The sequence below is a fragment of the Nitrospirota bacterium genome, from assembly GCA_013388455.1.
GTDB lineage: Bacteria > Nitrospirota > Thermodesulfovibrionia > Thermodesulfovibrionales > SM23-35 > JACAFF01.
In genome coordinates this window covers 39279-52511 of sequence record JACAFF010000031.1, presented here as the reverse complement: position 1 = coordinate 52511, position 13233 = coordinate 39279, and the positions used below count along the sequence as shown (strand labels likewise).

At 34.6% G+C, this 13233-nt stretch carries 16 protein-coding genes; 5 read left to right on the top strand and 11 right to left on the bottom strand.

All coding sequences use genetic code 11. The features are described 5' to 3' along the window. Window positions 1–322 precede the first annotated feature (322 nt). The 5 genes from HXY53_07780 (at window position 323) to HXY53_07760 (ending at window position 3659) form a co-directional block, all read left to right on the top strand. The gene (locus HXY53_07780; protein NWF76448.1) at window positions 323–724 is read left to right on the top strand and encodes a hypothetical protein; all 402 of its coding nucleotides are present in this window, start codon (window positions 323–325) and stop codon (window positions 722–724) included. 375 nt (window positions 725–1099) lie between these two features. Then, on the top strand, window positions 1100–1354 hold the full coding sequence (locus HXY53_07775) for a hypothetical protein (protein ID NWF76447.1): 255 nt from the start codon (window positions 1100–1102) through the stop codon (window positions 1352–1354). Window positions 1355–1371: 17 nt separating this feature from the next. Continuing rightward, on the top strand, window positions 1372–1929 hold the full coding sequence (locus HXY53_07770; protein NWF76446.1) for an STAS-like domain-containing protein: 558 nt from the start codon (window positions 1372–1374) through the stop codon (window positions 1927–1929). Between the two features lie 27 nt (window positions 1930–1956). Further along, entirely contained in the window at window positions 1957–3354 is a 1398-nt protein-coding gene (rmuC, locus tag HXY53_07765) for a DNA recombination protein RmuC (GenBank protein ID NWF76445.1), read from the top strand. Window positions 3355–3377: 23 nt separating this feature from the next. Next, on the top strand, window positions 3378–3659 hold the full coding sequence (locus HXY53_07760) for a hypothetical protein (GenBank protein NWF76444.1): 282 nt from the start codon (window positions 3378–3380) through the stop codon (window positions 3657–3659). A 19-nt stretch (window positions 3660–3678) separates the two neighbouring features. On the opposite strand, the gene HXY53_07755 is transcribed toward HXY53_07760, so the two are convergent. The 11 genes from HXY53_07755 to HXY53_07705 all read right to left on the bottom strand — a co-directional run bounded on the left by HXY53_07755 (window position 3679) and on the right by HXY53_07705 (window position 13206). Further along, window positions 3679–4212 carry a hypothetical protein gene (locus HXY53_07755; GenBank protein ID NWF76443.1) on the bottom strand — a complete coding sequence of 178 codons (534 nt, stop codon included), beginning with the start codon at window positions 4210–4212 and terminating at the stop codon, window positions 3679–3681. After that, window positions 4187–4606 carry a DUF1284 domain-containing protein gene (locus tag HXY53_07750; protein ID NWF76442.1) on the bottom strand — a complete coding sequence of 140 codons (420 nt, stop codon included), beginning with the start codon at window positions 4604–4606 and terminating at the stop codon, window positions 4187–4189. Before HXY53_07750 ends, HXY53_07755 begins: the two co-directional genes overlap by 26 nt. Then, window positions 4603–5367, bottom strand: coding sequence for a 7-cyano-7-deazaguanine synthase QueC (gene queC, locus HXY53_07745; protein NWF76441.1), 765 nt, complete (start codon window positions 5365–5367; stop codon window positions 4603–4605). The genes HXY53_07750 and queC overlap by 4 nt, the downstream gene beginning before the upstream one ends. 146 nt (window positions 5368–5513) lie before the next feature. Next, window positions 5514–6563 carry a DUF4388 domain-containing protein gene (locus HXY53_07740; GenBank protein ID NWF76440.1) on the bottom strand — a complete coding sequence of 350 codons (1050 nt, stop codon included), beginning with the start codon at window positions 6561–6563 and terminating at the stop codon, window positions 5514–5516. After that, entirely contained in the window at window positions 6554–8221 is a 1668-nt protein-coding gene (locus HXY53_07735) for a tetratricopeptide repeat protein (GenBank protein NWF76439.1), read from the bottom strand. The genes HXY53_07740 and HXY53_07735 overlap by 10 nt, the downstream gene beginning before the upstream one ends. Further along, window positions 8218–8805, bottom strand: a complete 588-nt coding sequence (gene plsY / locus HXY53_07730) for a glycerol-3-phosphate 1-O-acyltransferase PlsY (GenBank protein ID NWF76438.1) — start codon at window positions 8803–8805, stop codon at window positions 8218–8220. The genes HXY53_07735 and plsY overlap by 4 nt, the downstream gene beginning before the upstream one ends. Before the next feature lie 9 nt (window positions 8806–8814). Further along, entirely contained in the window at window positions 8815–9357 is a 543-nt protein-coding gene (gene pgsA, locus HXY53_07725; GenBank protein NWF76437.1) for a CDP-diacylglycerol--glycerol-3-phosphate 3-phosphatidyltransferase, read from the bottom strand. Beyond that, window positions 9329–9871, bottom strand: a complete 543-nt coding sequence (locus HXY53_07720; GenBank protein NWF76436.1) for an HAD-IIIA family hydrolase — start codon at window positions 9869–9871, stop codon at window positions 9329–9331. Before HXY53_07720 ends, pgsA begins: the two co-directional genes overlap by 29 nt. Before the next feature lie 239 nt (window positions 9872–10110). Then, entirely contained in the window at window positions 10111–10500 is a 390-nt protein-coding gene (locus HXY53_07715) for a response regulator (GenBank protein ID NWF76435.1), read from the bottom strand. 232 nt (window positions 10501–10732) lie between these two features. Next, entirely contained in the window at window positions 10733–12052 is a 1320-nt protein-coding gene (locus HXY53_07710) for a sigma-54-dependent Fis family transcriptional regulator (protein ID NWF76434.1), read from the bottom strand. Further along, window positions 12049–13206 carry a PAS domain S-box protein gene (locus HXY53_07705; protein ID NWF76433.1) on the bottom strand — a complete coding sequence of 386 codons (1158 nt, stop codon included), beginning with the start codon at window positions 13204–13206 and terminating at the stop codon, window positions 12049–12051. Before HXY53_07705 ends, HXY53_07710 begins: the two co-directional genes overlap by 4 nt. Between the last annotated feature and the right edge of the window lie 27 nt (window positions 13207–13233).

Genomic DNA, 13233 nt, shown 5'->3' with positions numbered 1-13233 from the left:
GGTTCTTATCTCTGGCGTATCCCTTTTAATCAGTTACCCGGAAATTACACAATAAGGGTCACCAGTACCAGCAATCCAACGATTACCAACATAAGTAATCCGTTTATGATTGTGCAATAGGTTAGACATAGACGTAAAGATATCTCATGCTTCGATTATGTTATGAAGCATGAGTTTATCTTAAACGTTTTGAAACAATATTTGAAAAAACCGGTAACTATAGCAAAAAAATTTAACTCGAAAAATGCAGACATATCAGCATAAAACTATTCCTATTCCTCGAAGATGCCACGTTATTCTGTTTATGTCCATTTGGCTTACAATGTTAATATCAAACGGTTGTGCTACCTTCAATGAAACAAAAGGTAAAAACATAACCAAACCAGAAGAAAGCATAGAAGAAAGATGGGGGATAATAATTGAAGGCATAAGATTATCGGCTGCAGGTTATATGCTCGACTTTCGCTATCGTGTAATCAACTCTGAGAAGGCGAAATATCTGTTTGACCGCAAAATAAAGCCTTACCTCGTTGATCAGAAAAGTGGTGCAAAATTTATCGTTCCAAGTCCACCAAAAGTTGGCGCCTTACGAACAACAAACCAGATACAGGCTAACAGAACATATTTCATTTTTTTTGCAAACCCAGGCAAATTTATCAAACATGGTAATAAAGTTACAGTGGTTATCGGGGATTTAAGAGCAGAAAACCTCATCGTGGATTAAAGATATTTTCCTATAAGCGAAGAAATCAAGCTTTTAACCTAAATGATACAGACATTGCTCGAAAATTTCTTTAAGTCGATGTAATTGTTAAATTATCAGTATCTCAAATCCAGCAATAAGCAACGTAATCCCTTGCTATATGTGTCATTGCGAGCACCTGAAAGATGAGTGGCAATCTTTTCTTAAACAACGAGATTTCTCGCTCCGCTCGGAATGACACCTCTTTATCGCTGGATTTGGGCATATTTTAATTGCATTTTTTGGTTGACAAAAAAGCTATTATATGTTTCAATTGAATCAATTGAATATATGTGTGATGATTAATCAACATAAGCGACATCTCAAAAAATTATGTAACTCGAGCGATATAAGGAAATGATCATACATAACGAAGACATAAAAGAATTAACTGTTGAGATTCCTAAGGGACATAAACATTTAAGGACTACAATAGTCCTTCAAGACAGAACAGAGTTTGTTTTTCAGGAAGCCACGGTTGCTAATCTTGTAAGGGCTTATATCACAGTTAAGACACATCCTGTAATAAAGAAAGTTACATTAAAAGGGAAAAAGCTTGCTGAAAGAAAAAAAGATTATGCAGAGTGGCAGCTTCTTGAGGAGGATTTTTAATTCAAACAAGTTATACCATGACTAAATACGACCTCTATAAACTACTTAAGAAAAAACTTCAAAATGGCTCACATGACCTTGTGATAAGACAGACAGGCAAGATTATCAGGGATCAAATAGAGATAAATATTAAAAAAGAAAAGAATGGTGCGATAATAGCTCTTGATTTTTCAAATGTAGGAATAATTGATTACTCATGTGCTGATGAGATAGTAGCGAAGCTAATTTCGCGTTTATTGAGCGGTGAATATGGCAATAAATATATAATTCTTACAGGTCTTAATGAAAACCAGAAGGAAAATATAGAGGTTGCACTTGAGAGGAAAGGGCTTGCAGTTATGGCAGAAGTTAATGGTAAAAAACTCCTTATCGGTGAACTTAATAACTATCTCAGGCTTACACTTGATTTTATCTTTAAAAAAAGGTCGATAACAGCAAAGGAGCTATCCGAGGCACTCGGAATTGAGATGAACACAAGCGGGACAAGGCTTTTAAATCTTCATAAAAAACGTCTTGTAAAAAGGACTGATGTGATAAGGAATGGCGGAAGAATTTGGGTATATGAAATGATATAAATAATATAAGGTTAAGAGGAGATAGACATGGAAATATTTTTATATTTTATTGTCGGTGCAATAATTGGTGGGATTATCGCATGGTTTATAGCATCTTCCCGTTTACAGAGAGACTATGCAGAAAAAATTAGCGTGATAGAGAAACGTGCAAGTAGTGCAGAAGCTAGGACCGAAGAATTAAGGCAACAGATTCAGCAGAGAGAATCTGAAATCATGCAAATAAGAAATGAACTTGATGCAGAACGGAAGGTAAAAGTTGAATCCCTCACCAGACTTGATGAAGCGAAAAAGAGCTTTGAAGAACAAAAAGCACTCATCGAATTAATGAAGACAGAAATGGCTGATACATTTAATGCACTCTCATCTGCCGCCTTAAAGAGTAGCAGTGAAGATTTCTTAAGACTTGCCTCTGAACATCTCGGGAAGGTTGTGACTGATACAAAAGGCAAACTAGGTGAGCATCAAGCAGCAATGGATGGCATGATAAAACCTCTACATGATATGCTCAAGAGGTATGAAGAACAGTTCAGGCAGATTGAAGAAAACAGGCATAAGGCTTACGGCAGTCTTGAACAACAATTAAGATCGCTCGCTTCAACCCATGAAAACCTACAAAAGGAGACGAGCAATCTTGTTTCAGCCTTGCGAAAACCTCAGGTTAGAGGAAGATGGGGGGAGATGCAGCTTAAACGGGTTGCAGAACTTTCAGGTATGTCAATACACTGTGATTTTACAGAACAGTATTCAATTGATACAGAGAAGGGGAGAATAAGGCCTGACATGATTGTACATTTACCAATGGAGAGGGAGATAGTTGTTGATTCAAAGGTATCTCTTGAAGCATATCTCGATGCTGTTTCTGCTCAAACAGAAGATGAAAGAAAGATAAAGATGGAAAAACATGCGCAACAGGTTAGGACCCATATGAACAAACTTTCATCGAAGGAATACTGGAGCCAGTTTCAGAAATCACCTGAATTCGTTGTTCTTTTTATTCCAGGAGAATCTTTTCTCAGTTCTGCACTTGAAGTTGACAATAATCTGATAGAAGATGGTATAAAAAAACGAGTTATTATTGCTACACCTACTACTTTTATTGCCCTCTTGAGAGCTATAGCATATGGATGGAGACAGGAACAACTCACAAAGAATGCTCAGGTGATAAGTGATTTAGGAAGGCAGTTATATGAAAGAATGAATATTCTTATTCAGCATTTTGAAAATATAGGGGTAAATCTTGAAAAGGCCATAGGTGCATACAACAAAGCTGTTGCATCATTAGAAACAAGGGTACTGCCTTCGGTCAGAAGATTCCGTGAGCTCGGAATTACAAGTGCTTCAGAAATATCAGTGGTTGAACAGATTGATCAAACCCCGAGAAATTTAAATATGCTTGAATCAGAGTCTGTCAGAAATAATAAATAATCTCAAAAGGAAAGGAGAAAAATATGTCGGAGAGATTAAGTCACGAGGAATTTGTTAAAAAAGCAATTATAAGTTTGAGGAGAGAAGGTTATAAAGGTATTCATTCTGTATATTCAGGGTTCAATAGTGCTTTCAAAAAATATTTTGATGGAGAAAATCCAGTCGAAGTAACTAATAGGCTTGCACAGGAAGGAAAGATTATTATCAGACCTGTAAGAGGTGGGGTGATGCTTTATCTGCCTGATGAAGCTCCTAAACAAAGTGATACAGCAACTGAGGCACTGAAAAAAATGGGTCTTGAATAAAGAAACAGGCACAAAAAGGCTAAGATATAGGCTCTATCCCTATTGACATAAGCCATTCTATTATCTCTTTCTTCATACACTTTGCATTAAAGCCATGCCATCTTTTTCTCTCCTTTGGAAAATCTAGGAGAATATCCTTGAACTTTCTGAATGCACCTTTCCCATTCAAAGCCTGCAAAAGGTTTTCTTTAAGCACAGAATCTTTGATTGTACTGATAAATTCTGACATGCACTGATATGCTCTGTCTGAGGTTCTCTCAGAGATGCGGATATATCGTCCACTTTCATCAAGTAAAACTTCAAGTGCAAGTTCAACTTCATCAATTATCCAATCTGGCACATCAGGCACTACATCATATTCTATATATTCAATATCTTCATCTATCTCATCAGATTCATCATCATATAGCCTAATTTTAGCTTCATTGATAAGTTCTTCAGAAAGAGCGATTATCTCTCCTGTTTCTGTATCCAAGTAATAATCAAAAGAATCTCTGGAAATATCCTCCATCGCCTTCTGGAGTTCATCAAAATTTATTTTCAGTTTTTTCATTTATCAATCTAATAAAATTTTCTTCATACTCACATGCCCATCTCCAGTCGCACTTTTTACAATATTCCTTCCACCATTCCTTAAATATCTCTGGAATCTTTTCCTTTATATCTATCCACTTAACCTGCTCTTTAATTCTAAACCCTAATAATTTGACCGCCTTTCTATCCATCTCTATTATCTCAGGTTCAGCATCTTTATTATAAAAACACATATTGTCTTTCATATATGGGCATATTCTGCACACATCATCAGCCTCTGTGCATATTTCTATCTTTTCTCCAGTTTCAGCACTCTTTATTATTAGTCGCAAATTTTCAACAAACTTAGAATTGTATCCTTCACCATGGAAAAAATGGAGGCAGATGAGATGATGGCCCCTTAGTTTGATCATTCTATTATCAGTGGATCTTCTATGCCAGCCTCTTTAAATCCTCTTGCTCTTAAAACGCAACTGTCACATCTGCCGCAAGGGATAAGTTTTAATTTCTGCGTTTTGAGTTTTGTCTTATTTTCTTTATTAATCTGAACTTTGAACCTTGAACCTTGAACTCCTGCGATAGCAGGTTGAGGGTCATAACAACTCCAGGTTAAGGCATAATTTAATCCGAGTTTTATCCCGGTCTTTATAATTTCAGATTTTTTCAAATTGATAAGAGGTGCAATAATTGAAAATTTTAATTTTCCTAAAACAGATGCTTTTGTTGCAAGATTTGCCATATCTTCGAAAGCTTTTATATATTCTGGCCTGCAGTCAGGATATCCACTATAATCTACTGCATTAGCGCCAATAAATATGCTTTCTACTTCCAATACCTCAGCCCATGCAAGTGCAAAAGAGAGAAATATGGTATTCCTGGCAGGAACGTAGGTAACAGGAATAAAGGATGAAGGATGAAATTTGAAGCTTGGAACTTCTACCTCAGAAGTCAATGCAGAACCGCCTATTTCTCTCAAATCGAAATGGATAATAAGATGTTTTTTGACCCCGATAGTAGATGCAATCATTTGTGCAGACTCGAGTTCCCTCTTGTGTCTCTGATTGTAGTCAAAACTCAGTGTAAATAACTCATATCCTTCAGATTTAGCCAATAAAAGGGTTGTTGCGGAATCAATACCACCACTAAGGAGAATTACAGCCTTTTTGTCTTTCACTTTTATTTATATTAATATTAACCCGAATAATGCAGACATTGCTCAAAAATTTCTTTAACTCGATGAATTATCGGATTTATTTTATTCGTTTTATGGATAAAAATATTTTTTTCACAACATCTGCATTATTCAATTGCACTTTTGGGTTAATAAATATCGTCCGCTGTTCCTTTTATACCATCAGCACCTAAACTCATAACGATAAATGAATAGCCACTCTGCTCGTACAGAAAGGAATTTCCCCAAGGGTCTGGTTTTTTATTTATCACATCAATTGTATCAGGGTATGAATTGTATTCAAACTTATATGCTTCAACGCGGAACCTGATATCGCTTATAGTTTTAGATGCAGAAAATGTCTTGAATACATCTCCTGTTGTAAATAAAATTGAACTTATTGCAAGAATTATTGATATTACGATAGCAGATGCAGGAAGAAAACGGTAAAGGAAATTTATTTTTTCAGATTTTAAAGGGAGCTCTTCAGCAACAAAAGGCAAGGCTTCTTTTAATTCTATAATGCCTTTTTCCATCAGGGAAACGAGTGTCTTTGAAACAGAAAAGTCGTCTTTAGCAGTGATATCTATAATTGTGCTCACATCATTTTCTCCATCAACCAGATCAAGAATTTCTCTTTCTTCTTCTGACAAATCCTCAACCGGTAATGACTTTCTAATAAAAACACTTTCAAGTGTTATCTTGCCCTCAATTAGAGTCCATTCATCAACAATTCTTAGTCCCTCCATAAGAAGATGCTGTGTATCAAGTTTTATAGGTAAGTCTTTATCAAGGGGAACTGCTTGTGGATTGAATTCATAGGTGCCTTCTTTCCAACTGAATATCTGAATTACTGTCTCTTTAATTTGCTGTGTGATTATATCCTCTATAGTCTCTTTGTTGGCAAGACCTTTTCTTATAAGTAAATTACCAAGCTTGACATTCGTGTTTTTTTGTTCGTTAAGCACTTCCTGTAAATCTTTTTCATCAAGAAGCCCTTTTTTGACGAGTACTTTTCCAAGACGATTTGCTTCAATCCTTCTCTTGGACTCAGCCCCTACAATATTACCATCAATAAATAGAAGCCTTATTCTATCCATTCTGCCTTCAATAATCAGGACGCCCGTCTTTCGCTGAAAAAATATCAGCTGAAGAATATCAGCAAGACCAAAATCTTTTAATGATCCTTCTAAAGCCAACCTTTTGAAAGCCTCCGTCTTGTTATAATATTTGATAAGAAATAGACTAAAATTAAGAGAAAGATAGAAATAATATTTAACCAGAAGTGTGAAAAATTGAACATTTCTATATTGAATATTTTACCTGTTATAGGTATAAACAGAAAGAACAAAAATGGCCATAGGAATAAAATCCCATTCAGCAAATCCCCTGCATAAATTTGACCTGAACCAGGAATAATTAGTGTTAATATTTTAATAATCTCTCTTTTTTTCTTTCTGAACTCATAGACTTTAAGTAGCCTTGCGATTCTTTCTTTAGATTCAAGTTCATCAAGCTTTATAATTGATCTGTAACATTGAGAACACATATTCCCCCAGTGTATATGTTTTTCACATTTTATGCAGAGAATTTTTCCACATCTGTTACACCTGTAAGCCCTGTTTCTGAAACGGCCTGTTATAATATAAAAAATAACTGCCATTACGATTGCTATCACTGGCATAAATGAAGCAGGCGCAATGGATAAACCCATAGTAAAAGAACCAGTTGCTTTGCCCAAAGTATATTCCATGAGAGTCTGCATAGGAATTACTTCATCAATAACAAATCTATTAGGATTTCTGCTAAATATTTCTCTGAAACGTGAAACTGCTTCACGGTCAAGTTTTTGTGCCTCGACGAAATATTTGTCGCCTTTTTCAAAATTTAATGTCTCTCTGTAAACCTGACTGAGATTATATAAGGTGCTTGCTAAGGGGACCAACTCAATTGATTTTTGATATAATTCCTTTGCCTTTTCGAAATCGCCAATAATAGTATAACAATTTGCAAGATTATTATAAGTTTTGGGATCAGTTTTCTGATTAAGAACTTTATTATATATATTTATTGCCTCACTATAATGTCCTTCTCGTTTCAATGCAAGAGCATATGAAAAGAGTTCAATTGGATTATTCTTATTTTGCAGAACCGAAATTGCATAACTATTTCCTTTTGATTCGTTGACCTGGATAACAGCCTTAACATCACCTGAGGCAGGCGCAATAAATCCGATTGAAAAAATATCGAAAATCCAGATTGCTGCTAAAAGAAAAAGAAGATAAAAATAAGCAACCAGCCGATCCCATTTTTTCATATAAAAGCTGATCAATATAAGTAAACCACCTAATACGTAAAGAGGACCGAAAATGGCAAATATCAGAATAAACAGTAGTAAAATTTTAGATTTTTCTTCTTTTATATCATGGGATACCAACGATATATCTTTTGGAAGTCTTATAATAATAATTACGAGGATTGAAATTAAAAATGAAAAAATAAGACTAACATACAGAGACGTAACCAATGAGAACATCCACCAGAAGTTTCTCTTATAGGCAGATATGCCCTGTATAATATAATCAATAGATTCGAAAATTCCATCAGTATTTAAGTGAAAACTTGCTTTTGATAATTCAAAATAAACAGCCGGAAGATCAGGAGAATAATGTAATGACTTTTCAAGGAGAGACTTCGCTTCTGTAGAATTCGTCCTTGATTTTTCTATCAGGAGGTATGAATATGGTTCAGAATTTTTTATCCCTTTATTGAGTTGTTCTTCATGTGAAATTTCACCTGAACATAAATGGGGAAAAATAATAATGCAGATGAAAAAAAAGAAGATAATTTTTTTCATCCCCTCTGCCCAATTCTCCTTTCTGTGCCTTTCAAAAGCCTCTGTATATTATCTCGATGCCTTATAAATATAAGGATAGCAATCATAATACCGATAATCAATTTCTTTTTATCATCGAAAATAAGAATATTGATTGGCAGAAGCCCAAAAGACAAAAGTGCTCCAAGAGATGAATACCTTGAAATAAAAACAACGAATAACCAGAGAAGAATTGTGATGATAGCTACCTCGGGGATATAAAAAATAAGAACACCAATGCTTGTTGCAACCCCTTTGCCTCCTGTAAAACTCAAGAAGAGAGAAAAATTATGTCCAAGAATCGCAGAAATTCCCATTAGACCTTCGTAAAATGCTCCAACCTCCAGATATCTGCCTATCGCGATTACCAAAGTACCCTTAAGGATGTCTCCTATAAGTGTTAATATTGCTGGCCATTTTCCTAAAGACCGTAAAACATTTGTTGCACCTATATTTCCACTTCCAACCTTCTTTAAATCAACACCTTTGGCCTTTGCTATTATTATACCAAAAGGAATTGAACCAATAATAAAAGATACAAACAACAATATGATAATTCTAATCATATCCATTTTTTAGATCTTTTTCCAGAAAGATATAGTATATTTAACTCCTGATACTATGGATAGAACCATTGCGATCCATATAAGAATTATACCAATATCATAGAGATGTATATTCACAATGCTTTTCATAAGAATCAGACAGATGATCGCAGTTATTTGAAGAGTGGTTTTTATCTTTCCTCCAGTTTCAGCCGGGATAATTATATCCTTTGAAAGTGCAACGACTCTCAAACCGGTAACAAGAAATTCTCTTACAATGATTATAATAGCTATCCATGCCTGAAGTCGTTCCATTTCTACAAGGACGATCAGTGCAGATATAACAAGGAATTTATCAGCAATCGGATCGAGAATTATGCCGAATTTTGTTACTTCACCAGAACGTCTTGCAAGGTAGCCGTCAAGAAAGTCTGTTATTGAAGCTATAATGAATATAAATGCACCAAAGACAGGATGCTGGTAAACGGTGAATAAAAAAACTGGAATCAAAATTATTCTGCTAAGTGTGAGTAAAGTCGGAAGATTAAATTTTAGAGTACTCACTGATAATATTTTCCCATAGATTTTTTGCTTTCAAAATTAAATCACATACCTCTCTAACAGCACCTCTGCCACCTCTGTTCTTTGTGACCATTTTTACAAAAGATTTAACATGTTTATCTGCATCTGAAACAGTAATAGGAAAACCACATTTTTTTAATAATGGTATGTCTACAATATCATCTCCAACATATGCAATCTGATGGTCGCCTATAGCATATTTTTTTACTATCCTATTATAAGCTTTTGTTTTGTCATAGCATTTCTGAAAAACGTCTTTGATCCCAAGCTCCTTTGCTCTTCTTTTCACTACCTCTGAATACCTACCTGTAATAAGCGCAACAACTATGTCATGCCTCAATAGCATTTTTATTCCATGTCCATCACGCACATGGAAACACTTTAATTCATTATCTTTATTGTCAAGAATAATACTTCCATCAGTAAGCACTCCGTCTACATCAAGGATAAGAATTTTGATGTCCTTTGCAATTTTGAAAAGTTCTTTTTTAAAAGCATTCTTCATGGTCAAAACAAAATTTACACATATTTCATTTATAACAAGCAGAGAAATTTTTGTTAGAAAGTATAACAAAAAGAAATAAAGAAATGTCATTGAAAGTGCAACGAAGCAATCTCGCTGTTAATTACAGTTTAACCCGAAAATGCAATTAGAATCTGAATAATTTAATAAATTCGTCAATACAAAGAAATTTTCGAGTAATGTATGCATTATTTGGGTTAAGCTTATTTTCTTAAATGCTTTTACATAACCCCCAAATTCATGAGAGCTTCTTTTAAAACGTTCACTGAAACTGGTTTTTCAAAATAATATGCAGCTCCTAATTGATATGCCTTCTCCATTATTTCCTGATTCCCATATGCTGTAAGTAGAATAACCTGCGTTTCAGGATTTTTTTCCTTTGTCATATTAATAATATTTAGACCTTCTTCTTTAGAAGTTCCTGTAAGTCTGAGATCTGTGATGATGACATCATATACTTTTTTTTCTAACATAGATTTAACTTCATTAAATGTTTCCGCTGTGTCAACATTAATCTTTGGACTCTGAAGAAATTTTTTAAAAGCCAACAGAAGTGCTTTTTCATCATCCACAAGAAGTATGTGACTCTTTTTCTGCCTTGTTTTAGCCATAATTAATTGTCAGTTCTTAAATAATACAAATAGAGCAAAATAAATGCCAGAAAATATCTGTCTCCAGAAATAAAGAATAATAAAAGGTTTTTTAGCTATCGTTAAATTTTGATAAATAAAATTTCACTTTTGTTGAAAATGATTATTAAAAATGAGAATTATGAGATGGAACGTTTTTTATATTAGGAGATTAGAATATCATTAAAAGTTACAATTCTATAAAGGATATAAATTATTTTTTCTGAAATTTTTTTAATTTCCTGTATAATGTTGCCCTTGAGATTCCCAATGCTTCAGATGCCTTGCGAGTATCACCATTAAATTGTTTGACTATAGCTCTTATATGATTTTCCTCAATATTATCAAGATTACTGAGTCTTTTATTTTTTTCTGATATGAAATAGCATGGTTCTAAACCAGGAAAATGTTCTGTTGAAAGAGTTTTACCCTGTGAAAGAAGAATTGCTCTTTCCAGAACATTTCTTAATTCTCGGATATTGCCGGGCCATGGATAGTTTTTTAGCATCTGAATAATTTCATCTGGGACTTCAGTATCATTATGCCCTAAATTTGTCAAAATCTTGCGGACAAATCCCGGAATATCTTCTGGCCTTTCCCTTAGAGGAGGTATTGTTATTGGCAGGACATTAATCCGAAAATATAAGTCTTTCCTAAATCTGCCATTTTTTATCTCTTCAACAAGATCATGATTTGTAGCACATATAAGCCTGAAATCGCTCGTCCTCATTTTAACTTCACCAAGACGACGGTATTGTTTTTCCTCAACAACTTTAAGAAATTGTGCCTGAACTCCTAAATCCATATCACTAATCTCATCGAGAAAAAGTGTTCCACCGTCTGCTACCTCGATCAATCCCTGTTTGTCATGAACAGCAGAAGTAAACGATCCCTTAGCGTGACCGAAAAGTTCACTCGCAAGTAAGTCTCCTCTGAGGTTTGAGCAATTTAATTCAACAAAAGGGCCAGAATATCGTGGACTATGATCGTGTAACCATTTTGCTAAAAACCCTTTCCCGGAGCCTGTCTCACCAAGCAACACAACTGGAGACTCATTTTCAGATGCGAGGGATATCATATTCATAACTTTTTTCATGACTGAACTTTCTCCAAAATACGGCTGATCTTTTCTCATCAAACGCTGAGTGGTTAGGTGTTTTCGTCTTAGATTACCTATCTCAAGACTTTTTCTGAGAAAAACATCAAGGTCTGCCATATTTACTGGCTTGGTAAGAAAATTATCAGCACCACGTCTCATCGCTTCAACTGCAACAGGGATATCACCATATCCTGTTATAATGACAAGTGCTACATCTGGATGGATTTCCCTTAATTCTGGTATCCAGTCAAGGCCATTGCCGTCCGGTAGATTAAGATCTAAAATAATAGCATCAAACCGTTGAGATGAAACTGCTTCCTTTGATTTTGATAGGGTATCAGCATCCTGAACTATATAGCCAACCTTTGAAAGATACCTTGATAATCCGAACCTCGTGCTTTCTTCGTCATCAATAATAAGAATCTTCGGATTCATTTTATCTCCTCATTAGCAATAGGTAACATAATTTCAACAGTACACCCCGGAGGTGGATTGTTATTATATATCAAAATTTCACCTCCATGAGATTCAATGATATGTTTAGTTAGACTGAGCCCCAGACCATAAGAGCCCTTCTGAGTTGTAAAAAATGGATCGAATACATTTTGAAGATTTTCAATTGGAATTCCGATCCCATGATCAACAATAAATATTTTAACAAATTTTCTATCATGTAATGACAAAATAAATTCGATTTCTTCATCTTCAGGACTATTCTGACAAGAATTCTTCAACAGATTGAGAAAAGCCTGCTGTAATCGAGAACTGTCTGCCATTACCTCTGGAAAGGTCTTTTCAGGAGACAGAAATAAATTTATTTTATGTTTCTGTGAAACACCCTCCTCTTTAAATAAATTTATTGCAGCCTTGCAAATTGTATACAGAGACTCTTTATGAAAATTTGATGGGTATATCGGTCTTGCAAGATCTAATAAATCATTCATTAATTTTGATAAACGATCGACCTGTTTTTTTATATGCTCAAGGAAAATTTTATATTCTGGATTATCCCCGATATCCTGGAATAAGGCTTCTGTAATTGCCAGTATTGAGTTCAATGGATTTCGGACCTCATGGGCAACACCAGCAGCAAGCTGTCCGAGCAGCTTTATCTTATCCATCTGTCGAAGTTTTTCCTCAGAGCGCTTCAGGTTAGTTATATCTTTCTGATAAACAATGATGTATATAATATCACCATAATCATCACAGACAATTGACCCTGTGCAAAGAACATTAACAATCTCACCATTTTTACAAACTATATCTACTTCTTCACTATTAACTTTATTTTTTAGAAGCACAGGAAATTTTTGTGCAAAAATTTCCTGTGATGCAGGGCTAAAAATTTTTTCGATGCTCAAACCGAGTATCTCTTCTTCTGTATATCCCGTTCGGTTTAATACAGCTCTATTGACTTTTAAAATAGTCCCCCGTTCATCGAGTAAATATAAAAAATCTGTGGTAGTGTCAAATAACGAAGTGAGTATTTTATAACTATCCCTTTGAGTAATATTTTTTCTTTTTTCTTTCAATCTTTTCCTTTCTGGTTTTAATTTTATGTATATCATATGAAGGGATATTTTTTCCATTCTACTTCCCTTTGGCAAAGGTGGATA

Coding starts and splice junctions, on each gene's coding strand:
- HXY53_07780 (NWF76448.1), top strand. CDS start 323: ATGTTAATATCAAACGGTTGTGCTACCTTCAATGAAACAAAAGGTAAA.
- HXY53_07775 (NWF76447.1), top strand. CDS start 1,100: ATGATCATACATAACGAAGACATAAAAGAATTAACTGTTGAGATTCCT.
- HXY53_07770 (NWF76446.1), top strand. CDS start 1,372: ATGACTAAATACGACCTCTATAAACTACTTAAGAAAAAACTTCAAAAT.
- rmuC (NWF76445.1), top strand. CDS start 1,957: ATGGAAATATTTTTATATTTTATTGTCGGTGCAATAATTGGTGGGATT.
- HXY53_07760 (NWF76444.1), top strand. CDS start 3,378: ATGTCGGAGAGATTAAGTCACGAGGAATTTGTTAAAAAAGCAATTATA.
- HXY53_07755 (NWF76443.1), bottom strand. CDS start 4,212: ATGAAAAAACTGAAAATAAATTTTGATGAACTCCAGAAGGCGATGGAG.
- HXY53_07750 (NWF76442.1), bottom strand. CDS start 4,606: ATGATCAAACTAAGGGGCCATCATCTCATCTGCCTCCATTTTTTCCAT.
- HXY53_07735 (NWF76439.1), bottom strand. CDS start 8,221: ATGAAAAAAATTATCTTCTTTTTTTTCATCTGCATTATTATTTTTCCC.
- plsY (NWF76438.1), bottom strand. CDS start 8,805: ATGATTAGAATTATCATATTGTTGTTTGTATCTTTTATTATTGGTTCA.
- HXY53_07720 (NWF76436.1), bottom strand. CDS start 9,871: ATGAAGAATGCTTTTAAAAAAGAACTTTTCAAAATTGCAAAGGACATC.
- HXY53_07715 (NWF76435.1), bottom strand. CDS start 10,500: ATGGCTAAAACAAGGCAGAAAAAGAGTCACATACTTCTTGTGGATGAT.
- HXY53_07710 (NWF76434.1), bottom strand. CDS start 12,052: ATGAATCCGAAGATTCTTATTATTGATGACGAAGAAAGCACGAGGTTC.
- HXY53_07705 (NWF76433.1), bottom strand. CDS start 13,206: ATGGAAAAAATATCCCTTCATATGATATACATAAAATTAAAACCAGAA.